Origin of the sequence: Rhodococcus koreensis, assembly GCF_900105905.1 — a bacterium.
Lineage (GTDB): Bacteria > Actinomycetota > Actinomycetes > Mycobacteriales > Mycobacteriaceae > Rhodococcus_F > Rhodococcus_F koreensis.
This window is the reverse complement of record NZ_FNSV01000005.1, coordinates 4,339,470-4,363,611: the sequence shown is the minus strand read 5'-3', so window position 1 is coordinate 4,363,611 and position 24,142 is coordinate 4,339,470. Positions and strand designations below refer to the sequence as shown.

Here is a 24,142-nt window from a genome sequence, read left to right as displayed (position 1 = left end):
CCCGGCGGCGATCACCCACGCTGTTCCCGGTCAGAGACCGCGATCGATCAGGTCCAGGATCTCCTCACTCGTCGCGGCATGAATCTTGTCGACCGCGGCGGCATGCGCGTCGTCGGACGTTCCGACCTCGGCGAGGAGGCTTCCGAGGCGTTGCGCGATGGCCGACCGCGCCTCGGCGTCGTCGCCGAGTTCGGCGATGGTGGCGCGAAGCCGGTCGACGTCGGCGAGCGCCACCGACATCGGATCCGGAACGAGTTCCGAGCGAAGGAACTCGGCGACGGCCCGCGGACTCGGGTGGTCGAACACCATGGTCGGCGGCAACCGCAGCCCTGTGGCGGCGCCGAGATGGTTGCGGAGCGCGACGGCCGCGAGTGAATCGAAGCCGAGTTCCTTGAACGCCTGGTCGGGGTCCACGGAGTCGGACGCGTCGTAGCCGAGCACGGTGGCGGCCCCGCCCCGCACGAGGTCGAGCATCAGGTGCCGCTGTTCGGGGATCGACAGGTCGGCGAGTCGCTGCGACCAGTCCGACGGCCCCGACCCGTTCGGCCCGGTCACGACCGAATCCGATCCCGCGGCGTGGGGGCGCGACTCCCGGATCAGGCCCCGCAGCGGTGGGGGAACGTACGGTGCGGCCGAACCGGAGTGGTCGAACCGCGCGGCCGCGACGGTGGGGGCACCGGCGGCCAGCGCGCTGTCGAACAGCGCCAGGCCGTCGGCTGCGGGCATGGGAACCATCCCGCTGAGGCGGGCGCGGGCGAGGTCGATGGCACCGAGGTTGTCGGTCATGGCGCTGGGTGTCGCCCACATGCCCCACGCGATCGAGAGTCCGGGCAGCCCGAGGGCGTGCCGGTGGTGGGCGAGGGCGTCGAGGAACATGTTCGCGGCCGCATAGTTCGCCTGCCCGGGAGCGCCGAGGACGCCGGCGAGTGAGGAGAACACGACGAACGCCCGCAGGTCGCTGTCCGCGGTCAACCGGTGCAGGTGCCAGGCCGCGTCGACCTTCGGCCGCAGGACCGTGTCGAGTCGCTCGGGAGTCAGCGACGCCAGGGTGCCGTCGTCGATCACTCCTGCCGCGTGGATCACCGCCGTCAGTGGATGCTCGGACGGTATTCCCGCCAGCAACCCGGCGACCGCCGACTCGTCCGCGGTGTCGCAGGCGACGATGCTCACCTCGGCGCCCAGATCGCCCAGTTCGCGGCGCAACCGGTCGCTGCCCTCGGCGCCGGGCCCGCGCCTGCTGGTCAGCACCAGGTGTCGTACCCCGTGCTCGGTCACCAGGTGGTGGGCGACCAGAGACCCGACCGTGCCGGTGCCGCCGGTGACCAGCACCGTGCCGCCGGGATCGAACGGGGTCGGTTCGTCGACGGCGGGCATGCGCCGCAACCGCGGTGCACAGAGGGTGCCGTTCCGGGCCGCCACCTGCGGTTCCCCGCTCGCCAGTGCCGACGTGATCGCGGCCTCGGCGTCCGACGCGTCGTCGAGGTCGATCAGCACGAACCGGTCCGGGTTCTCGTTCTGGGCGGAGCCCACCAGGCCCCACACCGCCGCGGCCGCGAGGTCGGGGCGAGCGTCGTGGTCCTGCCCGTCGTCGGTGACCATGGCGTTGCGGGTCACGATCACGAGCGGGTTGTCGGCGAACGTCTCGTCGTCCTGCCACTCCTGCAGCAGTCGCAGCACCCGCGTGCACAGTTCGTGGGTCGCGTCCGGACCGTGGTCGCCGTCGGTCGCGCACCCGACCAGCACCGTCCACGGACGCCGGTCGTCTTCGTCCGGCCCGGACTCCATCGCCGTCCGCAACGCCTCCAGGTCGGGACACCCCGGGAACGTCGAACCGGTGCCCGGGTCGCCGAACCCGTCGGCGCCGAGGACGACCACCGGTCCGCGAGGCTCGGACGGCGCGACCTCCACCCGGATCCAGGCGGTCCGGTGCAGTCGCAGCGACGCCGGACGACCCCCGTCGTCCGCCCGCTGCACCACGCGCAGCGCATCGACGGTCAGCACCGGTTCACCGGCGGGGTCGACGGCGGCGACGCGGTGCCTCCCGTCGTCGCCGGGCGTGAACCGGGCGGTCACCGCGTCGGCACCGACGGTGTGCAGACGGATTCCAGACCACGTCTGGGGCCAGCCGTCCCACCCGAGGAGGGGTTCGATCGCGGCCTGCAGCAGCACCGGGTGGATGCCGAACCCACTCGTGTCGACGCCGTCCCCGAGCCGCACCTCGGTCTCGGTGTCGCCCGGATCCTGTTGCGGCACTTGGGCCGACGAGCCGGTGACGTCGTCGATTGTCGCCGACGCGTTCCGAACCCAGCTGTCCGGGCTGTCGGGGTCACCCGACTTCGACGAGACGGTGACGCTGCGGGCCCCGGTGGTGCCCGGCGGCGACACGAGCACCCGGATCGAGGCCAGCCCCGACGTCGGGAGGACGAGCGGGTGGTGCAGGGTGAGTTCGTCGATGTGGTCGAGACCGACGTGGTGGGCCGCGTGCAGGGCGAGTTCGACCGGCACCGCGGGCAGCACCGTCTTCGCCTCGCCGTGGTCGGGTACCGGGGTGTCGCCGTCGTCGACCGACGGTGACACGAGCCAGGGATCCCGGTGCAGCGACAGCTGTCCCGTGAACAGGGTCGCATCGTCGTCGAGGGTCACCGCGGCACCGAGCAGCGGATGATCGGACGGGGTCAGCCCCAGTTCGGTCGGATCGCCGGTGTTCCGGACGGCCGCCGTCGGCCAGTAGGAGCGGCGCTGGAATGCGTACGTGGGCAGGGCCACGCGGCGGCGGCCGGGCAGCACCCGATCCCAGTCGACGGTTGCGCCCTGCACGTAGGCGGCGGCGACCGCCTCGATGATCCCGTGCGCCTCGTTCTCGCGCCCGGGCAGTGTGGCGATCGTGTTCGGGACGACCTCGGCGGCGAGTGCCGCCAGGGTCGCGCCGGGACCGACCTCGACGAGGCGGGTGACGCCGAGTTCGTCGAGGGCGCGAATGCCGTCGTGGAACCGCACCGTGTGCCGGATGTGCCGGGTCCAGTACTCCGGGGACACGAGTTCCTCGGCGGCGGCGACGCGTCCGGTGACGTTGGAGACGACCGGGATCTTCGGCGGCTGCGCCGTCAGCTTGGACAGCACGGCGGTGAACTGGTCGAGGATGGGATCCATCAGGGTCGAGTGGAAGGCCCGTTCGACCCGCAGGCTCGTGGTCTTCAGTCCGGCGGCGGACAGTTCGGCGGCGACGGCGTGCACGTCGCGTTCGCCGCCGGCGAGGACGACGGATTCGGCGCCGTTGACGGCCGCGAGATCGACGCGGCCGTCGATCCGCGGCAGGATGTCCTCCTCGCGTGCCCGGACGGCGATCATCAGACCCGGTTTGGTGGACTGCATCAACCGTCCCCGGTCACCGACCAGGGCAGCCGCATCGGGCAGGCTGAAGACACCCGCGACGTGGGCCGCGGTGATCTCGCCGATCGAATGGCCGATCAGGTAGTCGGGGGTGATGCCCCACTCCCGCAGCAGCCGATACAGCGCGACCTCGATCGCGAACAGGGCCGGCTGGGTGTATTCGGTGCTGTCGAGCTTCGCGCCGTCGTCCTCGTCCCAGATGACCTGCCGTACCGGCGTTTCCACATGCTCGTCGAGGACGGAGCAGACCTCGTCCAGTGCCGTCGCGAACACCGGGTAGGTGTCGTAGAGGCCGCGGCCCATGCCGATGCGCTGCGCGCCCTGGCCGGTGAACATGAACGCCGTCTTGCCGCGGGCGCTCGTCCCGGTGACGACGTTGCCGCCGGGACGCTCCGTGACGATGCGGGCGAGGCCGTCGCGCAGGTCGTCCAGCGTTTGCCCGATCACCGCGGCGCGGTGCGTGAAACCGGATCGGGTGGTGGCCAGCGAGTAGGCGAGGTCGGCCGGGTCCGGGAGTTCGGTCTCGCTCGTGTCGAGGAATTCCGCCAACCGGGTGGCCTGCGCGCGCAGTGCGTCGCCGGTCTTCCCTGAGAGCACCCACACCAGTGGCGACGCCGACGGCGGCGAGGCCTCCGGCACCACGTCCTCGGGTGGCTGTTCGAGGATCATGTGCGAATTGGTGCCGCTGATCCCGAAGGACGACACGGCCGCCCGCCGGGGCCGCCCGGTTTCCGGCCACGCAACCGATTCGCCGAGCAGCGACACCTCGCCCGCGGTCCAGTCGACGTGCCGGGTGGGGACGTCGCCGTGCAGGCTCGGGGGCAGCACCCCGTGCCGCATCGCCATCACCATCTTGATCACGCCGGCGACGCCCGCCGCCGCCTGGGAATGGCCGATGTTCGACTTGACGGAACCGAGCCAGAGCGGCCTGCCCTCCCGGCCCTGCCCGTACGCGGCGAGCAGCGCCTGCGCCTCGATCGGGTCGCCGAGCGTCGTGCCGGTGCCGTGCGCCTCCACGGCGTCGATGTCGGTGGGGCCGAGCGCGGCGTCGGCCAGAGCCTGGCGGATGACGCGTTCCTGGGACGGCCCGTTCGGGGCGGTCAACCCGTTGGACGCCCCGTCCTGGTTGACCGCGGATCCGCGGACGATCGCCAGCACCCGGTGCCCGTTGCGCCGGGCGTCGCTGAGCCGTTCCAGCACCACCATTCCCGCGCCCTCGCTGAGCCCGGTGCCGTCGGCCCGGTCGGAGAACGGCTTGCAGCGTCCGTCCGAGGCGAGCCCGCGCTGGCGGCTGAACTCGACCAGCACACCGGGTGTGGCCATCACCGTCGCCCCGCCGGCCAGCGCCAGCGCGCATTCACCGTCGCGCAGCGCCCGCGCCGCGAGATGCATGGCCACCAGCGACGACGAGCACGCCGTGTCCACCGTGACCGCGGGACCGGTGAAGCCGAGCGTGTAGGAGATCCGGCCGGACGCCACGCTGTTGCTGGTCCCGGTCATCAGATAGCCCTCGGCGTCGACGTTGCGCTGCGCCATCAGGTGGAAGCCGTAGTCGCCGCCCATCAGCCCGACGAACACACCGGTGTCGGTGAGCCCGGGCGCGGTCGGCTGGATCCCGGCCTCTTCCAGGGCTTCCCAGGCGCTCTCGAGGAGCAGCCGGTGCTGTGGGTCCATCGCGATCGCCTCGCGCGGGCTGATTCCGAAGAATGCGGCGTCGAATTCGTCTGCGTCGTAGAGGAACCCGCCCTCCTTCATGTACGTGGTGCCGGGCCGGTTCGGGTCGGGGTCGTACACCTCGTCGAGATTCCAGCCCCGGTTGTGGGGATACGCGCCCACCGCGTTGTGGCCGTCGCGGACGAGTCGCCACAGGTCCTCCGGGCTGTACACCTTGCCCGGGTAGCGGCACGCCATCCCGACGATCACGATCGGGTCGTCGTCCCGCCGGGCCCGCGTCGGGCCTGCCGGCTGCGGAGCCGCCTCGTCCCCGAGCAGGCGGGACACCAGTTCCTGGGTGAGCGCGTCCGCGGTGGGATGGTCGAACACCACCGTCGCGGCCAGACGCACACCGGTGGCGGTCGCCAGCTGATTGCGCAGTTGCACCGCGGTCAGCGAGTCGAAACCGAGTTGCTTGAAGGCACGTTCCGGGTCGATCGCCTCCTTGCCTTCGTGACCCAGCACGGCCGCCACGTGGGTGGTGACGATGTCGAGCACCCGGCTGTGCCGCTCTCCGGGGTCCAGTGCCCGCAACTCCTCGGCCAGGCCGGTCGGGGAATCGGCGGCAGCGGCGCGGCGACGACGGACCCCGAGCACCCGGCGCAGGATCGGCGGCAGCGACTCGCCCTCGGACCGGGAGGCGCGCGTCGACAGCCGGACCGGCACGATCAACGGACGATTCACGGCGAGTGCGGCGTCGAACAGCGCCAGCCCCGCCTCCGGGCTGATGGTGTCGATGCCGTTGCGCTGCAACCTGTCCAGATCGGCCGCATTCAGATGGGACGTCATCCCGCTGGGCCGGTCCCACAGCCCCCAGGCCATGGATGTCGCGGGCAGCCCGCGGGCACGGCGGTGCTGTGCGAGTGCGTCGAGGAAGACGTTCGCCGCCGCATAGTTCGCCTGTCCCGCGCCGCCGAGCACGCCCGCCGCCGAGGAGAACAGCACGAACGCCGACAGGTCGCGGTCCCGCGTGAGGTCGTGCAGATGCCAGGCGCCGTCCACCTTGGGGCGCAGAACCGCGTGCAACTGCTCCGCGCTCAGGGTGGCGGCGGTGGCGTCCTCGAGCACGCCGGCGGCGTGGATCACGCCGGACAGGTCGGGAATGCCGGCGAGCAGCGCGGCCACCGCGTCGCGGTCGGCCACGTCGCACGAGACAGCGTCGACTTCCGTTCCCGACTCGGCGAACTCGGCCCGCAGTTCGTCTTCGGCCTCGGCGTCGAGCGCGCGCCGGCCGGTCAGCACCAGCCGCCGCACCCCGTGCTGCGCGACGAGGTGCCGGGCGATCAGCCTGCCGATGGTGCCGGTGCCGCCCGTGATCAGGACGGTGCCGTCCGGGCCGAACGTGGCGGGGCCCGCGTCGGGCGCGGCCGTCGCGGGGGTCACCGCCGCGAGCATCGGCGCCAGCAACACCCCGTCCCGGACCGCCAGCTGAGGTTCGTTGCAGGCCAGGGCCATGGACAGCAGCGCGGGATCGGAGAGTTCACCGGCCGCCGCGTCCAGGTCGACCAGGGTGATGCGGTCCGGGTGCTCGTTCTGCACCGCGCCGATCAGCCCCCACGCGGGCGCGGCGGACACGTCGTCGACCGGGTCGTCGTCCCGGACCGCCACCGCGAGCCGCGTCGTGACCAGCAGGCGGGTCTCGGCCAGGCGATCGTCGCCGAGCCAGGACCGGACCGCCTGCAGCGTCGACTCCGCGGCGGCGTGCGACCGGGCCGGCACGTCCGCCTCGTCGCCCGGTGCGCGGTCGAGCCACAGCACGCGACCGTCCGGGTCGCCGCCCGCCAGCGCCTCGTCGAGCGGCAGCAGGTCCGCCGGCGAAGTGCTGGACGCACCCACCGGCATCCACTCCACCCGGTACAGGCTGTCGCGGACCCGGGCGGCGGGCACACCCGCCTCGCCGAGCGGCCGCAGCGCCAGCGACTCGGCGGTCAACACCGGTCTGCCTGCCGCGTCGTACGCGGAGACCCGGTACCGCTCGGGCCCGGTCGTGGTGACGTGCACGCGCAGGGCGGTGGCGCCCACGGCGTGCAGTTGCACCTTGTCCCAGGCGAACGGCAGCCGGATGCCGGTGTCCGCGGCTCCGAGCGCAATCAGGTGCAGCGCCGCATCGAGTACCGCCGGATGGATCCCGTACCCCGCGACCGCGGCGGCCGGATCCTCTCCGCTCAGCCGGACCTCGCCGTACAGGTCGTCGCCGCGGCGCCACGCCGCCTTCAGGCCCCGGAAGGCCGGGCCGTACTCGTAGCCGGCGTCGTCGAGCACGTCGTACAGGCCCCGCACGTCGATCGGCGTGACCTCCGCGGGCGGCCACTGCTGTTCGAGGGAGTCGGCGGTGTCCGCGGCGACCGTGAGCGTGCCGGTGGCGTGCCGGGTCCACGGCGTGTCCGGCGCGGCATCCGCGGGCCGGGAGTGCACCGACACCGTGGATCGGCCCGTCTCGCCGTCGGCGAGCACGCTCACCTGCAATGCCACCTCGCCCTCCGCGGGAATCACCAGGGGTGCCTCGATGGCGAGTTCCTCGAGCCGGCCGCACCCGACGCGGTTCCCCGCGTGCAGGGCGAGTTCCACGAAAGCCGTGCCCGGCAGGATGACGGTGCCGTCGACGCCGTGGTCGCTCAGCCAGGGAAGTCGTTGGGGCGACAGCAGTCCCGTGAACACGGCGCCCCGGCCGTCGCCGAGTTCGACCGACGCGGCGAGCATCGGATGCCCGCCCGACTCCATGCCCGTGGACGCGAAGTCGCCCTGCGGAACCGGGCTCTCCAGCCAGTAGCGGCGATGCTGGAAGGCGTACGTGGGGAGGTCCACCCACCGCTGCCGGTCGTCGTGCCGGGCCCAGCTCACCCGGTCCCACTCGACGTGCAGTCCGTGGACCTGCGCCTCGGCGAGCGCGGCGGTGAACTGCCGGAGCCCCGCGCGGTCGCGGCGGATGGTGCCGATGGCGCGGCCGGCGACGCCCGCCGAGTCGAGGGTTTCCTGCAACGCCACTGTGAGGACGGGGTGGCTGCACGACTCGACGAACAACCGGTACCCGTCCGCGGCCAGTGATCTCGTCGCCTGCTCGAACCGGACGGTCCGGCGCAGATTGCGGTACCAGTAGTCGGCGTCCAGCGCGGTGCCGTCCAGCACGCCACCGGTCACCGACGAGTAGAACGGAATCCGCGACCGGCGGGGGGTGATCGACGCGAGGACGTCGAGAATCGGCTCACGCAGTACGGACACGTCCGCGCAGTGCGAGGCGTATTCCACCGCGATCCGCCTGGCCTGGACGCCGTCGCTCTGCAACTGTGCGATCAGCAGGTCGAGGGCGTCGACGGGGCCGGAGATCACCGTCGCGGACGGACCGTTGATCGCCGCGACCTCGACGGCCCCGGCCCAGGGCTGAATCTTCTCCCGCACGAGGTCCGCGGGCAGCGTCACCGACGCCATCCCGCCGCCCCGCCGGGCCGACGCGCCGATCACCCGGCTGCGGGCCGCCACGACGAGCGCCGCGTCGGAAAGACTCAGCGCCCCCGAGACGTACGCGGCCGCGATCTCGCCCTGCGAATGCCCGACCACCGCCGCCGGTTCGACGCCGTGGGAACGCCACAGCCCGGCGAGCCCGACCATCATCGCGAACAGCGCCGGTTGCACCACGTCGACCCGGTCGAGCGCGGCAGGATCGCGGTCGCGCAGCACGTCCAGCAGCGAGAAGTTCGTGTACGGAGCCAGCGCTTCGGCGCACTCCCGCACGGTGTCGGCGAACACCGGTGACGTGTCCAGCAGTTCGGTGGCCATGCCCACCCACTGCGAACCCTGGCCGGGGAAGACGAACACCGGCCGGTCGCCGGCCTCCAGCGCCACACCGGTGACCACGTCGGCGCTGGGCGCGCCGCGGCTGAGCGCGTCGAGACCGTTCAGCAGGGCGTGGGGCTGTGCGCCGATCACGGCGGCGCGATGGTCGAACGTGGCCCGGGAACCCAGCAGGGCGCCTGCCACCGCGGCGGGCGTCAGGTCGGGGTGGCCGCTGACGTACTCGCGGAGCCGCTCGGCCTGCGCGCGCAGTGCGGGCTCGGTGTGTCCCGACACGAACCAGGCGACGACTTCGTCAGGTGGACGGGGTGGTTCGCCGAGTGAAGGCTCGACCGGCGGCGCCTCTTCCAGCACGACGTGGGCGTTGGTGCCGCTGATGCCGAACGACGAGACCGCGGCCCGGCGGGGACGGTCGGATTCGGGCCACTCCCGGTTCTCGGTGAGCAGCGACACCGCACCGGCAGACCAGTCGACGTGCGGAGTCGGCCGGTCCACGTGCAGAGTCTTCGGCAGGACACCGTGCCGCATCGCCATGATCATCTTGATCACCCCGGCGACGCCCGCGGCCGCCTGGGTGTGCCCGAGATTCGACTTCACCGAGCCGAGCCACAACGGACGGTCGGCGGGGCGCTCGCGGCCGTAAGCGGCCAGGAGGGCGGACGCCTCGATCGGGTCACCCAGTTTCGTGCCCGTGCCGTGCGCCTCGACCACGTCGACGTCGCCGGGTCCGAGCCCCGCATTCGCCAGCGCCTGCGCGATCACCCGCTCCTGAGCCTGCCGGTTCGGCGCGGTCAGGCCGTTGCTGGCGCCGTCCTGGTTCACCGCGCTGCCCCGGATGACGGCCAGGATCCGGCGGCCCTTGCGCTCCGCGTCGGACAGTCGCTCCAGCGCGACCATCCCCGCGCCCTCGCCCCACGCCGTGCCGTCCGCCGCGGCGGAGAACGCCTTGCACCGCCCGTCGCGGGCCAGCCCGCGCTGACGGCTGAACTCTACGAACACCGCGGGGGTCGCCATGACGGTCGCTCCGCCCGCCAGCGCCAGTTCGCACTCACCGCTGCGCAGCGCCTGCATGGCGAGGTGGATGGACACCAACGACGACGAGCACGCGGTGTCGACCGTGATCGCGGGTCCGTTGAGGCCGAAGCTGTACGCCACCCGGCCGGACGCGACGCTCATCGCGTTGCCGGTGATGAAGTAACCCTCCAGATCCTCGGGCGGCATGCCGCCCGCCCGCGCCGCGTAGTCGATGCCGGACAGCCCGGTGAAGACGCCGACCTGCCTGCCGTGCACCGACCGCGGGTCGATGCCGGCATGCTCGAACGTCTCCCAGCTCGTCTCGAGGAGAAGCCGCTGCTGCGGATCCATCGCCAGCGCCTCGCGCGGCGAGATGCCGAAGACCTCGGGGTCGAACCCGGCGGGGTCGTCGAGGAAACTGCCCTGCACCGTGTACGTCTTACCGGCCTGCTCGGCCTTCGGGTCGTAGAGATCCGCCAGGCCCCAGCCGCGGTCCTCGGGGAACCCGGCGACGGTGTCCGAACCCGACTCGACCAGCCGCCACAGGTCCCGCGGCGATCGCACACCGCCGGGGAACCTGCAGCCCATGCCGATGACGGCGATCGGTTCGCGGCTCACGCCCTCGACCTCACGGAGCTTCTCCCGCGCCTGATAGAGGTCCGCGGTGACGCGCTTCAGATAGTCGAGAAGCTTCGCCTGATCGGCCATACGAGGTCCTATCCGAGATCCGCCATACGTAGCGCGGAAACCTCGATTGTATCCGCCGTCACGATGCGGATGGAGCGGTCTGAGCTTCGCGCCGACGACCGATCCACCTGGTCAGCTCGGCACGCCAAGGGGATACCCACCGTCGCTCCGGTGTATGCCGATTCCGGCTGTTCGGCTTCCCGGCGACCACCGCTGTCGGTAGTGTTGCGACTCCGAGCAGGATCCGTATCGAGGAGGTGAGTCCCGTGTCCGTTCGTTCAGGTCGGGTGCTCTCACTTCGCGACCGCGCGGTCGTACCGACATAAGGTGACCGGGAGAGCGCCCATCGGCATTCCGAAAGGCTCTCCCATGCCAGTGTCTCTCTCCCCGTCCCTCGAGTTCGTCCTCGTCACGAGGCTGCGCGCCGCCGGCTGTGTGTTCGCCGAGGACGAGGCGCGCCTGATCGTCGCCGCCGCCCGGACGTCGGACGAACTCGCCTCGATGCTGGACCGCCGCGTCGCAGGCGTCCCGCTCGAACACGTCCTCGGCTGGGCCGAATTCTGCGGGCTCCGGATCGAGGTCGATCCGCGGGTGTTCGTGCCGCGGCGTCGCACCGCGTTCCTCGTCGAGCAGGCCGCCGCCCTCGCGTGCCCGCACGCGGTCGTGGTCGACCTGTGCTGCGGTTCGGGAGCGGTGGGCGCCGCGCTCGCCGACACCCTCGACGGCGTCGAGTTGTACGCGGTCGACATCGACCCTGCCGCGGTCCGGTGCGCGCGACGCAACCTCGCCGAACCGGCCCGGGTGTTCGAGGGCGACCTGTACGCACCGTTGCCGACCGCGCTGAGGGGACGCATCGACGTCCTGGTGGCCAACGCCCCCTACGTGCCCACCGACGCGATCAGGTTGATGCCGCCGGAGGCCCGGTTCCACGAGCCGCGGGTCTCACTGGACGGCGGCGCCGACGGACTCGACATCCAGCGGCGCGTCACCGCCGGGGCGCGCGACTGGCTCGCGCCGGGCGGCCATCTGCTGATCGAGACCAGCGAGAGTCAGGCCCCGCTTACCGCCGAGGCGTTCGCGGCGGCCGGGCTCACCACCCGGATCGAGACGTCCGGCGAGGTGGGCGCCACCGTCGTCGTCGGCGCCAATCCCAGGTGAGCGACCACCCCCAGGTGAGCGACCCCCCAGGTGAGTGGCAAAGCGTCCCGGGGCACACTTTGTCACTCACGTGGGGAGTCACACGTGAGATGCACCTCATCGACTGCTTCGAGTGACGCGACCGCTCGTAGGGTGAGTGGTCGTGTCGGTAGGTGCGCAGGATCAGGGAACCGGATCGCGGGATCACGGTGTGCCGATCCCTGCGCCGGCCCCGGCACGGTCGCTGCTTCTCGGGGTGCCCAAGCTGGGTCGACGCTGGCCGGGCGTGGTCCGCGCCGGCGTGGCCGTGGGCCTGCCCGCGCTGGCGGGGGTCGCGCTCGGACATTCGGCTGTCGCGGCGACCGCCACCCTGGGTGCGTTCGCCGTCGTCTACGGCGAGGGCCGGGCGTACCGGGTGCGGTGGCGGGTGGTGTCGATCGCCGCCGCCGTGATGGTGCTCCTGGCCGGCGTCGGCGCCGCGGTCGGCGCATTCGTGCACGACGCGACGGCGGCGGGCGGGTCCGCGTTGTGGGGGATGGCGCTCGTCCTCGCGATGACCGTGGTCGTCGCCGTCTGCGCGTTCGTCGTCGACGGACTGCGACTCGGCGCGCCGGGCGCCTTCCTTCCGCTGCTCACCGTGGAGATCTCGTCCGCGCTGCCTGCGCTCGGTGTCTCCGTGGCGGAGGTGACGGCCTGGGCGGCGGCCGGGGCGGTGTCGGCGTTGATCGTGTCGATGTCGGGGCTGATCGTTCGGCCACGCACCCCCGAGCGTGCCGCGGTCGCGACTGCGGTCGCCGCAGTCGACACCGCACTCTCCGACGGGTCCTCGCCCGGTTCCCGGCGGGACGCGGTGCGGTCGCTGCACGCCGCCTGGCAATGCCTCCACGACGCCGCCCTCGTCGGCGGTGATCACCCGCTGACCCGCACGTTGCGCGCGGCGCACCTGCGCTGTGCGGCGACGGTGGACGGTGTCGACGCGGACCACGCGTCGGATGTCGACGACCTGCGGCCGCAGGTCCCGCTGCCGCGGCCGTCGATCCGCTATCGGCTCGGCCGGGCTTCGCATCTGCGGGGCCGGTCCTGGACGATCGTCGCGCGACTGCTGGTCGCGTGCCCCGCGGCCGGTCTCCTCGCGCTGGGGTTCGGTGTCGGCAGGCCCGACTGGGCGGTGATCACCGCGGCGATGATCCTGCACCAGGGACCGGACCGGGTGCTGGGGACGTACCGCGGGCTGCACCGGTTCTTCGGAACGGTGCTCGGACTGGTGGTGCTCGCCGTGCTGTCGTCGCTCGACCTGTCGGCGGCGGTGCTGGTCCTCGTGGTGGCGGGTCTGATGGCGGGGATCGAGGCGTTCCTCGTCCGCAATTACGGGCTGGCGATGGTGTTCATCACCCCGCTCGCCCTGGTGCTCGGTAGCCGCGGCACGCACGTGGACCTGATGACCGTGTCCCGCGACCGGCTCGTCGAGACCGTGCTCGGTGTCGCGGTGGCGCTGGTGGTGTTGTGGACCGTGCTCCCTGGTTCGTACCGGCGGATCCTGAGCGACGCGGACGAGCAGGTGGCCGCGACGATCGGGCGGCTCGGCGACGCCCGGGAACCGGCTGCCGTCGCCGAACTCTGCCGGGACCTCGAGTTCGATCTGCACGCATCGACGACCGCCGCGATCACCGCCGCCCACACCGACCCGGCGTGGACCCGCGACCGGTGGCGCGAGCACCACCATCTGCACGAGCTCGGGTACCGAATCCTCACCCGGCACTTCGGACCTCGTCTTTAGCCGGTCGTCGCCGGATTCCCGCTGTTAGGGTTCGGTGATGGGTCCTGTGACGGGAATCGGAACAGTATTTCGGGCCTCGTTGGCCGCGGCTCTCTGCGTCGGGGTGCTGGCCGCGTGCTCGTCGGACGAGGAACCGCAGAGCGATCCGGCGGCCACGTGCGCGGATGTTCCCAACGGCACCCCGGTCTCCAAGGCGCCGCCACCGCCCGGCCCGGCGCCGACCACCCAGAACCTCGCGACCAACCCCGAGATCGCCACCGTGTACCGCTCCGGGATGACGCCCGTGACCACCGCGTCGTATGCGGTCTCCACCGCCAATCCGGTGTCGACGCAGGCCGCGTGCGAGGTGCTGCGGGACGGCGGGACGGCCGCCGACGCGCTGATCGTGGCCCAGACCGTTCTCGGTCTCGTCGAACCGCAGTCCTCCGGAATCGGCGGCGGCGCGTTCCTGCTCTATTACGACGCCGGGCAGAACAGTGTCGAGGCGTACGACGGGCGCGAGGTCGCGCCGATGGCCGCGACGGAGAACTACCTCCGCTGGATCAGCGACACCGACCGCACCGAGCCCAAGCCCGACGCCCGCGCGAGCGGACGGTCCATCGGGGTGCCCGGCGTCCTGCGGATGCTCGAGATGGCGCACCGCGACCACGGGCGGGACGCGTGGCGGGAACTGTTCGACCCGGCCATCTCCCTCGCCGACCAGGGGCTGGAGATCAGCCCGCGGATGGCCGGGCAGATCGCCGCGTCCGCGCCCGACCTGGCCGTCGACGAGCCGTCGAAGGCGTACTTCCTGAACCCCGACGGCAGCCCGAAGCCGGCCGGGACGAAGCTGACGAACCCGGCCATGGCCAAGACGCTCGGAGCGATCGCCGCGGGCGGCGCCGACGCCTTCTACACAGGGGCGATCGCCCAGGGCATCGTCGACGCGACGGCGACCGCGTCGGGCGGCCGCACACCCGGCCAGATGACCCTCGACGACCTCGCCAACTACCAGGCGAAGAAGCGGACACCGCTGTGCACGCCGTACCGCGACCACGAGATCTGCGGCATGCCGAACCCGTCGTCCGGCGGCACCGCGGTCGCGGCGACGCTCGGCATCCTGGAGAACTTCGACCTGTCGCAGTACGGGCCGACGAATCTCGACGACAACGGCGGAAAGCCGACGGCGGAGGCCGTGCACCTCATCTCCGAGGCCGAGCGCCTGGCGTACGCCGACCGGGACAAATACGTCGCGGACTCCGATTTCGTTCCGCTGCCCGGCAATTCCCTCGACACACTGCTGAACGAGGACTACCTGAAGCAGCGGGCCGGCCTCATCGACCCGGGCAAGAGCATGGGCACCGCGCAACCCGGCAACTTCGGGCCCGTTCCGCTCGGTGTGCAGCCGCAGGACAAGGAACACGGCACCAGCCACATCTCGATCGCCGACCAATACGGCAACGTCGCATCGATGACGACGACGGTGGAATCGGCGTTCGGCTCGTTCCACATGACGGACGGCTTCGTGCTCAACAATCAGCTCACCGACTTCTCGGCCCAGCCGGTCGGCCCCGACGGGGCGCCCCTCGCCAACCGCGTCGAACCGGGTAAGCGGCCGCGGAGTTCGATGGCACCGACACTCGTCTTCGACCGCGGCAGCGACGGCTCACGCGGCGACGTCCAGTTCGCGACCGGGTCGCCGGGCGGTTCGGTGATCATCCAGTTCGTCGTGAAAACGCTCGTGGGAATGCTGGATTGGGGCCTGAACCCGCAGCAGGCCGTGTCGGCGGTCGACTTCGGGGCGGCCAACACCCCGGTCACCGGCGTCGGCGGAGAGCATCCGAACATCGACGCGGTCGACGACGGCGCCGCCGACCCGTTGATCGTGCAACTGCGGGCGATGGGTCACCAGGTGTCGGTCGCACCGCAGTCCAGCGGGCTCAGTGCGCTGCAGCGTCAGGACTCGGGGTGGGTCGGCGGCGCGGACCCGCGGCGGGAGGGCGCGGTGATGGGTGACGGCACCGGCTGAACCGCGAATGCGGTGTGAAGAAGAGGGGATAGTCCATCCGATGGTTCAGACCCCGGCCGGCGGGGAACCCATCGACCATGGCGAACAACGATGTGAACGATCCCCCGGACGGCACCTGGGCGTTCTTCGACCATACCGAGGGTGCCACAGGGAAATAGAGGCACATCGTGCTCGTCAGCGACCCACGGAAAGTGGGGGTCGAAGAGGAATTCCATCTCATCGATCGCAAGACCCGGCGCCTGACCACCCGCGCGCCGGAGTTGCTGGCACGACTTCCCGACGACGTGTACGTCGACGAACTCCAGCAGTGCGTCGTCGAGGTGAACAGCGGTGTGTACGCCGACCTCGACGGCCTGCGCAGCGATCTGGAGCGGCACCGAACGGTGCTGATCGACGCGGCCGAGGGACTCGGGATCGGGGTGGCGGCCGCGGGTTCGATGCCGCTGGCGCTGCCCGCCGAGATGCACGTGACGGGGACGCAGCGCTACCGGCGGATGCTCGCGGACTACCAGGTGCTCGCCCGTGAGCAGCTGATCTGCGGCACCCAGGTTCACGTCGACCTGCCCGACCGTGACGAGGCCGTGCAGGTCGCGCACCGTGTCGCCCCGCACATGCCCGTCCTCCTGGCGCTCAGCGCAAGTTCCCCGTTCCGGTCGGACGGTGCGGACACCGGCTATGCGAGCGCGCGGACGCTTCTGTGGTTGCGCTGGCCCAGCACCGGTCCGGCCGCGCCCGTCGCCTCGGCCGTCGAGTACGGCGCCCTGATCGACGACCTGGTCGCCAGCGGGGTGATCAGCGACCCGGGCATGGCGTATTTCGACGTCCGGCCGTCGGTGAAGCTTCCGACCCTGGAGTTGCGGGTGTGCGACAGCTGCCCCCGGCTGGACACGGTCGTGCTCGTCGCCGCCCTCTTCCGGGCGCTCGTCGAACGCGAGGTGGAGGGTCTGCGCGCAGGGACGAAGGGCGTCGAGGTGGTCCCGACCCTGACGCGGGCGGCGTTGTGGCGGGCGGCGCGGTCGGGGTTGGAGGGGGAGTTGGTCGACGTGCGGTTTCCGCAGGCGCGTCCCGCGTCCGACCTCGTCGGCGACTTCGTGAACTCGCTGCGACCGCAGCTCGAGCAGGCAGGCGACTGGGACACCGTGCTGGAGTTGTCCGCCGAGGCGTCCGCCCACGGGAGTTCCGCGGCTCGGCAACGTCACGCGCTCGCTCGCCGAGGCCGGCTCACCGACGTCGTCGACCTGCTGCTCGCAGAGACGGCGGGCCGCACCGAACACCTCCCGGAGGTGGAGGTCTCGCCCGCGCCGCCCCGGACGGACCCGACCTCGATCGGTGGTCGCCGGACCCGGCGGTACTGGAGCGCCAGGCTGTGGGATCGCGCCGACACCGCCGACATGACGTGGACGGAGTCGACGGAGCTCGACGAGAAGAAGCTGATCGAGTGGCGCCGGGATCTGCACGCGCATCCGGAGCTGTCGTTCGAGGAACGCCGGACCACCGGAATCGTGCGCAACCACCTCATGGGTCTCGGACTCGAACCCGTCGTGTTGCCCGGCGGCACCGGCCTGTGGTGCGACCTCGGCCCGGAGACGGGCGACTGCGTCGCACTGCGCGCCGACCTCGATGCACTCCCGGTCGCCGAGGCGACGGGTCTCCCGTTCGAGTCGACGGTCCCCGGGGTGTCGCACGCGTGCGGTCACGACGCCCACACCACGATGCTGATGGGGGCGGCGTCGGTCCTCGTGAAGTACCCGCCGCCGACCCGGGTCCGGCTCATCTTCCAGCCCGCCGAGGAGACGACACCCGGCGGCTCCGTCGACACGATCGCCGCGGGCGCACTCGACGGGGTGTCGAAGATCTTCGCGCTGCACTGCGACCCGCACCTCGAAGTCGGCAAGCTGGCCACCCGGACCGGGCCGATCACCTCGTCCAACGACTCCGTCACCGTGCGGTTGTGGTCGTCGGGCGGGCACACCGCCCGGCCGCACCTGACCGGCGATCTGATCCACGCCGCCGCCGTCCTGGTGACGGGACTCGCGTCCGTGCTCGACCGCCGCATCGACGCCCGCACCGCGACCGTCCTCACGTGGGGCAAGGTGGCCGCGGGGCAGGCCGCGAACTCCGTGCCCGAGTCGGGTGAACTGGTCGGCACCCTGCGCAGTGCGTCCCGCGAGACGTGGGCCTTGCTCGAACCGCTGGTCACGGACGCGATCTGCCACCTGCTCGCACCGTACAACGTGCGGTACGAGCTCTCCTACCGGCAAGGTGTCCCGCCCGTCGTCAACGATCCCGACTGCACCGCCGACCTGCGTGAGGCGATCGAATCGGTCGTCGGCTTCGACCACCTGGGCGAGGCCCACCAGTCCAGCGGCGGCGAGGACTTCGCCTGGTACCTCGAGAAGGTCCCGGGCGCGATGGCCAGGCTCGGCGTGTGGGACGGCACCGGCACACCCCAGGAGCTGCACCAGCCGGGTTTCAACCTCGACGAACGCGCCATGGTGCACGGGGTCCGGACGCTGGTCGCGCTCACCCGGCTCGAAGACGAGTCGGAGTGAACGGTCAGGCCGGTTTGGCGGCGGCCTCCGCCAGTTTCGGCACGAGGGCGTCGACGGCATAAGGGAGGCTGAGGACGGTGCCCCAGGTGAGAGCGCCGGAGACGGTGGGGTCGTCGACGAACACGGCCCGTCCGGCCTTCGCCACCGGCAGTGACTGATAGACGGGGTCCGCGGTGATCTGCGCTTCGGCGCCGGGGCTGCTGCCCACGTTCCAGACGAGGACGTCGACGTCGACGTCGAGGATGTTCAGCTGTTCCTTGCTGATGGTGAACGCGTCCTGGTCGCCCGCGAGCTGGGTGATCTGCTCCGGGACGACGAACCCGAGCGATGTCATCAGGCGTGAGCGGGGGTCGTTCGGGGAGCGGACGTAGAACGAGCCGGCGTCGCCCAGTTCGGCCACCGCGACCGTCTTGCCCTCGAATTCGGGGTGGGCGGCGCGCTGTTGCGCGACCAGGTCGTCGACGTCGGCGACGAGTTGATCCGCCTTCCGGTCCTCGCCGAGGGTGGTGCCGACGATGCGGACGGCGTCCTGCCACGGCATGCCGAAATCGGGGTAGTCCGGAGATGTCGTGACGGTGGGCGCGATGGCCGAAAGTCGCTGATACGCGTCGTCGTCGACGTCGATGTACAGCGCGAGGATCAGGTCGGGGCCGAGTTTCGCGATCTCCTCGTACGCGAAGTTGGCCTCACCGGTGAACTGTCCGCGGTTGAAGACTTCGGGGTGCGCACCGCCGAGCGCGTCCTGGGCCCAGGGCCAGGTGGCGTCCGGATAGTCGCCGTACCAGTCGGTGACGCCGACCGGCGTCCGTCCGAACGCGAGGAGCGTGTCCTGGTCGGAGTAGCCGACGGTGACGATCCGCTGGGGGTCGCCCGGGACTTCGGTCGTTCCCTTCTTGTGCGTCACCGTCCGGGTGTCGCCTTCGGAGCCGGCTTCGGTGCCGGACGAGCACGCTGCGGCGACGGCGGCCATGCCGACCCCGGCGCTCACGGTCAGGAACTTGCGACGGTTGAGCGTTCGCATCCACTACCTCACCTGTAGGTGAGGCTAACCTACAGGGAGTGGGTGGGGCTGTGCATCTGTGGCGGAAACGGGGGAGTCGGCTCGGGAATCGGCGGACCAGGGGGCGGCGTCGGCCCCGGCGGACCAGGCTGCGGTCCCGGCTCGGGCGGTGCGGGTTCCGGACCCGGCTCCGGCGGAAACGGGTGGGGTGGTGTCGGCGTCGGCGGCACCGGAGGAGGGCCCGGTGACGGCGGCACCGGCTCCGGGTCGGGCACGGGATTGCCGTGCTCGTCGCGCGCACTCGTCATCGACAGACCACCTTCCGATCGGCTGATTGAGTGGTACCCGGAACGGGCATCCCGCAATCACAGGGCAGCTGTGGCCGCCCGGGAACAAAATGCGGGATCGGTGCGTTGTCTAGCAACCGTGCCCCGCAAGTGTGGAATTTCACGACACGGGGAACATGAGCCAAAGGGAGGAAGTCATGGCAACCGACTACGACGCACCACGGGTTACCGTCGACGACGAACTCGCCGCGGACTCGCTCGAAGAACTGAAGACACGGAGGAACGACTCGCAGTCGTCCGTCGTCGACGTCGAGGAGACCGACACGGCGGAGTCCTTCGAACTGCCCGGCGCCGACCTGTCCGGTGAGGAACTCACGGTCCGGGTCGTCCCGAAGAGGGCCGACGAATTCACCTGTAGCAGTTGCTTCCTGGTCCATCATCGTTCGCGTCTCGCGTCCGAAGAGGGCGGGCAGCTGATCTGCCGCGACTGCGCATAGGAGGCCCGCGTGGCCGACGTCAGCAGAACGTTCACCGTCGCCTCACCGCTCGGGGAAGTCGTCGCATACCTGCGTGACTTCGCGAACACCACGGCCTGGGATCCCGGGACCGAGAAGTGCGAGCAGACCACGCCCGGTCCGGTGGCGGTGGGCACGGAATGGCGCAACGTGTCCTCGTTCTTCGGGCGCACCACCGAACTCACCTACCGCATGACCCGCGACGACCCCGATCACGTCGTCTTCGAGGGTCGCAACGGAGCCGCGGTCACGTCGGACGACCTGTCGTTCGAGAAGGTGCACGACGCCTCGACGTCGATCACCTACCGCGCGCATCTCGAATTCACCGGCCTGGCGCGCTTCGCCGACCCCGCCGCCCGCCTCGCGTTCGAGGTACTCGCGGGCAAGACCGTCAAACAGATGACCGGGGTCCTCGAGGCGAGGTAACAATCTGCCGCACACCGTGTCTGGCCGCACACCGTGTCTGGACGCACACAGTGTGCGGGCGCCCCGCACGATGCGAGGCGCCCGCGTTGTGTCGGGACCGATCAGCTGAGGTGATGCACCTCCTGCAGCCCGTAGACCGGTGTCGGGATCTCCTCGTGCCGCGCTTTGAGCTGCAGGGCGAGGTACAGCGAGTAGTGCCGCGACTGGTGCAGGTTGCCGCCGTGGAACCACAGCGCTTCCTGCTGGGTGGGCTTCCACATGTTGCGCTGTTCGCCCTCCCACGGCCCGGGGTCCTTGGTGGTGTCGGAGCCGAGACCCCAGCACTTTCCGACCTTGTCGGCCACTTCCTGGCCCATGAGGTCGGCGGCCCAGCCGTTCATCGACCCGTAGCCGGTGGCGTAGACGACGAGGTCGGCAGGCAACTCGGTGCCGTCGGTGAGAACCACGGCGTCCTCGCTGAGATGGTCGACCTGTCCGGACACGAGGTGGATGCTGCCGTCCGCGACTAGTTCGGACGCGCCGACGTCGATGTAGTAGCCGGACCCGCGGCGCAGGTACTTCATGAACAGACCGGAACCGTCGTCACCGAAATCGAGCTTGAAACCGGCCTTTTCGAGTCGCTCGTAGAAGTCTTTGTCCCGTTCGGCGATCTTCTGATAGATCGGGATCTGGAATTCGTGCATGATCTTGTACGGCAGCGACGCGAACGTGAGGTCGGCCTTCTCCGTCGTCATGCCCGCCGCGAGCGCGCGCTCCGAGTAGAGGTCGCCGAGGCCGAGGTCCATCAGCGAATCCGACTTCACGATGTGCGTGGACGACCGCTGCAGCATCGTCACGTCGGCGCCGGTCTCGAAGAGCGCCTTGCAGATGTCGTGCGCCGAGTTGTTGGCTCCGACGACGACGACGCGCTTCCCGGCGTAGGCGTCCGGACCGGGGTGCCGGCTCGAGTGGTGCTGCTCACCGCGGAAGACGTCCTGGCCGGGGAACGTCGGAACGTTCGGTTTGCCCGACATGCCGGTGGCGAGCACCAACTGCTTCGGGTGGAGCACCACCTCTTCGCCGTCGCGGTCGAGGACGACGGTCCACTCCTTCGTTTCTTCGTCGAACCTCGCGGACGTGCAGGTGGTGGACGCCCAGTACGGAATCTCCATCACCTTCGTGTACATCTCGAGCCAGTCGCCGATCTTGTCCTTCGGGGCGAACACCGGCCAGTTGTCCGGGAACTGCATGTACGGCAGGTGGTCGTACCAGACCGGGTCGTGCAGGCACAGCGACTTGTACCGGTTGCGCCACTGGTCGCCGGGGCGTTCGTTCTTGTCGACGACGATGGCCGGCACCCCGAGTTGGCGCAGCCGTGCGCCGAGCGCGATGCCGCCCTGGCCGCCGCCGATCACGAGAACGTACGGCTGCCGGGTGTAGCCGAGTTCCCGCTCCTCGATCTCCCGCTTCTCCGCCCAGCTCTGGGTGTCGCCGCCGGAGCCGTGGACCGCGCCCTTGACGCGGTTCCGTCCCCGGCGTTCCTCGTGGCCCTTCAACTCCTGCATGGTGGTGAGGAACGTCCACGCCTCGTCGTCCTTCAGCCGCAGGTGCCCCTTGCCCCGGCCCGTCGCCGTCTCGAATTCGATCCACGCGGACGTGACGCCGTCCGCCTCGTCCGGGGTCTCGGTGGTGCGGAAGTTCGTCGGGTCGGTGTCGTCGAGGCGTGCGTGCAGCATCGCGGCGACGGCGTCGCGCCCCTCCACGGTCTTGAGGTTCCAGGTGAACGCCACCAGGTCCCGCCAGAAACTGTCGACGGCGAACATGCCCGCGGCGCGATCGACGTCGCGCGTGGCGAGAGCGGATTCGAAGCTCGCCAACCACAGGTCGACGCGTTCCTGGGGGGTCAGGGTCGTCTGCACCTCAGTCGGCTGGACCGTCTGTGTCATGTACCTCTCCTTCGCTCGGTATGTGACATGCAGCACACGCCGGTCGGAGCTGAGCGGCAAGCGTTGCATCGTGTTGCAATCGCCCCCGTGAGTACTTGCCAACCGCTGGCGGTTAACAAGTACTCACGGCTGATGTCGAAAACCGGGCCCGCCGTTCGACGTACCGTGTGAGTCCGGGCAGAGGCCGGGACCGACCACAATCGAGGAGGAAATCATGCGGGTCATGGTGATGATCGAGGGTGCCGGAGCCGACGAAGACAAGATCGCCCCGACGGAGGCGATGCTCGCCGCGATGAGCGCGTACAACGAGGACTTGGTGAACGCCGGGATCATGCTCGACGGGCAGGGTCTGAAGCCGACCAGCGCCGGGGCGCGGGTGGTGTTCGAGGGCGGCACGACGTCGGTGGTCGACGGCCCGTTCACGGAGTCGAAGGAGATCGTCGCGGGTTTCTGGATCTGGGAGGTGCGGTCTCTCGAGGAGGCGATCGAGTGGGTGAAGAAGTGCCCCGCCGACCCCGGCACCGGAATACGACAGCTGATCGAGGTGCGGCCGATCTTCGAGTCGGACGACTTCGGGGACGAGTTCACGCCGGAGTTGCGGGAGCGGGAAGAGGCGCTCGCGGCGCGGATCCGCGAGCAGCACCCCGACCGCTGACATGGACGCGCGGCGCACGGTCGAGGCGGTGTGGCGGATGGAGTCGCCGCGGCTCATCGCGTCCCTCACCCGTCTCGTCCGTGATGTCGGCACGGCCGAGGAGATCGCGCAGGACGCGTTCGTGCTGGCGCTGGAGCAGTGGCCGCGGGACGGCGTCCCGGACAATCCGGGTGCGTGGCTGACGGCGACGGCCAAACACAAGGCGATCGATCGGATTCGCCGTGAGCGGTCGCAGCAGTCGAAGTACACGCAGATCGCCGTGGACCCCTCGGCGCAGCAGCCGAGCGCGATGCCCGCGCCGGACGCGGTCGAGGGTGTGGAGGACGATCTGCTGGCGCTGGTGTTCGTGGCGTGTCACCCGGTGCTTCCCCGGGAGTCGCGGGTGGCGTTGACACTCCGGCTGGTGGGTGGTCTCCGGACGGACGAGATCGCGCGGGCGTTCCTGGTGCCGTCGGCGACGATGGGACAGCGGATCAGCAGGGCCAAGCGGACGCTGTCGGAGGCGAAGGTGCCGTTCGAGGTGCCGGCGCGCGAGGAACTTCCGGCGCGACTGTCGGCGGTGCTCGAGGTGGTCTACCTGGTGTTCAACGAGGGCTACGCCGCCACGTCGGGTGAGGACTGGATACGACGTGACCTCGCCGCCGAGGCGATGCGGCTCGCCCGTGTCCTCGCCGGACTGCTACCCCGTGAGCCCGAGGTGCACGGACTGGTGGCGCTGACCGAGTTGCAGGCGTCGCGGTTCGCCGCTCGGCTGGGCCCGGGCGGTGAACCGATCCTGTTGCAGGATCAGGACCGGTCGCGGTGGGACCGCATCCTGTTGAAGCACGGTAATGCCGCGCTGGAGCGGGCCGTCGCGCTGGGCCGCCCGCTCGGTCCCTATTCGTTGCAGGCCGCGATCGCCGGATGTCACGCCCGGGCGCCTCGTTTCGAGGACACGGACTGGGAGGCGATCGTCGCCCTGTACGACGCGCTGGCGCAGGTGGCGCCGTCGCCGGTGGTGGAACTCAATCGCGCGGTGGCGCTGCTGCATTCGGACGGCCCGGACGCGGCGCTGGCCGCCCTCGACGCGGTGCGGGACGATCCCCGGCTGGCCCGCCTCCATCTGTACGGCGCGGTGCGAGGCGAAGTTCTCGAACGCCTCGGCCGCTACGAGGAGGCAGCCCGGACGCTCGAGGACGCCGCGGCCGCCGCACCCACCCGGCGGGAACGCAACCTGCTCATGGCACGGGCCGCCGCCGCGTCCGCGCGCACCGAAGCGTGAGGCGGC

11 protein-coding genes are annotated in these 24,142 nt (G+C 70.9%); 8 read left to right on the top strand and 3 right to left on the bottom strand.

Going from position 1 to position 24,142, the window contains the following annotated elements:
- Nucleotides 1-30: 30 nt before the first annotated feature.
- Nucleotides 31-10,614 (bottom strand): type I polyketide synthase, encoded by a 10,584-nt coding sequence (locus BLV94_RS24375; RefSeq protein WP_072938177.1) that lies wholly within the window; start codon nucleotides 10,612-10,614, stop codon nucleotides 31-33.
- A 348-nt stretch (nucleotides 10,615-10,962) separates the two neighbouring features.
- Here BLV94_RS24375 and BLV94_RS24370 point away from each other — a divergent pair, with 348 nt between their 5' ends.
- From BLV94_RS24370 to BLV94_RS24355, 4 genes are all read left to right on the top strand, one after another.
- Nucleotides 10,963-11,751 carry a putative protein N(5)-glutamine methyltransferase gene (locus tag BLV94_RS24370; RefSeq protein WP_072938174.1) on the top strand — a complete coding sequence of 263 codons (789 nt, stop codon included), beginning with the start codon at nucleotides 10,963-10,965 and terminating at the stop codon, nucleotides 11,749-11,751.
- Nucleotides 11,752-11,941: 190 nt separating this feature from the next.
- Nucleotides 11,942-13,507 (top strand): FUSC family protein, encoded by a 1,566-nt coding sequence (locus BLV94_RS24365; protein WP_167372183.1) that lies wholly within the window; start codon nucleotides 11,942-11,944, stop codon nucleotides 13,505-13,507.
- A gap of 37 nt (nucleotides 13,508-13,544) precedes the next feature.
- The gene (gene ggt / locus BLV94_RS24360; RefSeq protein WP_072938171.1) at nucleotides 13,545-15,515 is read left to right on the top strand and encodes a gamma-glutamyltransferase; all 1,971 of its coding nucleotides are present in this window, start codon (nucleotides 13,545-13,547) and stop codon (nucleotides 15,513-15,515) included.
- A gap of 167 nt (nucleotides 15,516-15,682) precedes the next feature.
- Nucleotides 15,683-18,067, top strand: a complete 2,385-nt coding sequence (locus tag BLV94_RS24355; RefSeq protein ID WP_072938168.1) for a glutamate--cysteine ligase — start codon at nucleotides 15,683-15,685, stop codon at nucleotides 18,065-18,067.
- Nucleotides 18,068-18,071: 4 nt separating this feature from the next.
- Here BLV94_RS24355 and BLV94_RS24350 read toward each other — a convergent pair whose 3' ends face one another.
- Entirely contained in the window at nucleotides 18,072-19,088 is a 1,017-nt protein-coding gene (locus tag BLV94_RS24350) for an iron-siderophore ABC transporter substrate-binding protein (protein WP_072938165.1), read from the bottom strand.
- Nucleotides 19,089-19,551: 463 nt separating this feature from the next.
- Between BLV94_RS24350 and BLV94_RS24340 the strand changes: the two genes are divergently transcribed.
- Both BLV94_RS24340 and BLV94_RS24335 read left to right on the top strand, forming a co-directional pair.
- On the top strand, nucleotides 19,552-19,851 hold the full coding sequence (locus tag BLV94_RS24340; RefSeq protein WP_005248611.1) for a DUF4193 domain-containing protein: 300 nt from the start codon (nucleotides 19,552-19,554) through the stop codon (nucleotides 19,849-19,851).
- A gap of 9 nt (nucleotides 19,852-19,860) precedes the next feature.
- Nucleotides 19,861-20,295, top strand: coding sequence for an SRPBCC family protein (locus BLV94_RS24335; RefSeq protein ID WP_072938160.1), 435 nt, complete (start codon nucleotides 19,861-19,863; stop codon nucleotides 20,293-20,295).
- A 101-nt stretch (nucleotides 20,296-20,396) separates the two neighbouring features.
- Here BLV94_RS24335 and BLV94_RS24330 read toward each other — a convergent pair whose 3' ends face one another.
- On the bottom strand, nucleotides 20,397-22,220 hold the full coding sequence (locus tag BLV94_RS24330; protein WP_072938157.1) for a flavin-containing monooxygenase: 1,824 nt from the start codon (nucleotides 22,218-22,220) through the stop codon (nucleotides 20,397-20,399).
- 214 nt (nucleotides 22,221-22,434) lie between these two features.
- Between BLV94_RS24330 and BLV94_RS24325 the strand changes: the two genes are divergently transcribed.
- Both BLV94_RS24325 and BLV94_RS24320 read left to right on the top strand, forming a co-directional pair.
- Nucleotides 22,435-22,875, top strand: a complete 441-nt coding sequence (locus tag BLV94_RS24325; protein WP_072938154.1) for a YciI family protein — start codon at nucleotides 22,435-22,437, stop codon at nucleotides 22,873-22,875.
- Between the two features lies 1 nt (nucleotide 22,876).
- Nucleotides 22,877-24,136 (top strand): RNA polymerase sigma factor, encoded by a 1,260-nt coding sequence (locus BLV94_RS24320; RefSeq protein ID WP_072938151.1) that lies wholly within the window; start codon nucleotides 22,877-22,879, stop codon nucleotides 24,134-24,136.
- Nucleotides 24,137-24,142: the final 6 nt, after the last annotated feature.

What these genes read in the sequence shown, in the direction of transcription:
- BLV94_RS24320 (WP_072938151.1), top strand. Translation starts at nt 22,877, where the DNA reads ATGGACGCGCGGCGCACGGTCGAGGCGGTGTGGCGGATGGAGTCGCCG.
- BLV94_RS24350 (WP_072938165.1), bottom strand. Translation starts at nt 19,088, where the DNA reads ATGCGAACGCTCAACCGTCGCAAGTTCCTGACCGTGAGCGCCGGGGTC.
- BLV94_RS24325 (WP_072938154.1), top strand. Translation starts at nt 22,435, where the DNA reads ATGCGGGTCATGGTGATGATCGAGGGTGCCGGAGCCGACGAAGACAAG.
- BLV94_RS24370 (WP_072938174.1), top strand. Translation starts at nt 10,963, where the DNA reads ATGCCAGTGTCTCTCTCCCCGTCCCTCGAGTTCGTCCTCGTCACGAGG.
- BLV94_RS24330 (WP_072938157.1), bottom strand. Translation starts at nt 22,220, where the DNA reads ATGACACAGACGGTCCAGCCGACTGAGGTGCAGACGACCCTGACCCCC.
- ggt (WP_072938171.1), top strand. Translation starts at nt 13,545, where the DNA reads ATGGGTCCTGTGACGGGAATCGGAACAGTATTTCGGGCCTCGTTGGCC.
- BLV94_RS24375 (WP_072938177.1), bottom strand. Translation starts at nt 10,614, where the DNA reads ATGGCCGATCAGGCGAAGCTTCTCGACTATCTGAAGCGCGTCACCGCG.
- BLV94_RS24340 (WP_005248611.1), top strand. Translation starts at nt 19,552, where the DNA reads ATGGCAACCGACTACGACGCACCACGGGTTACCGTCGACGACGAACTC.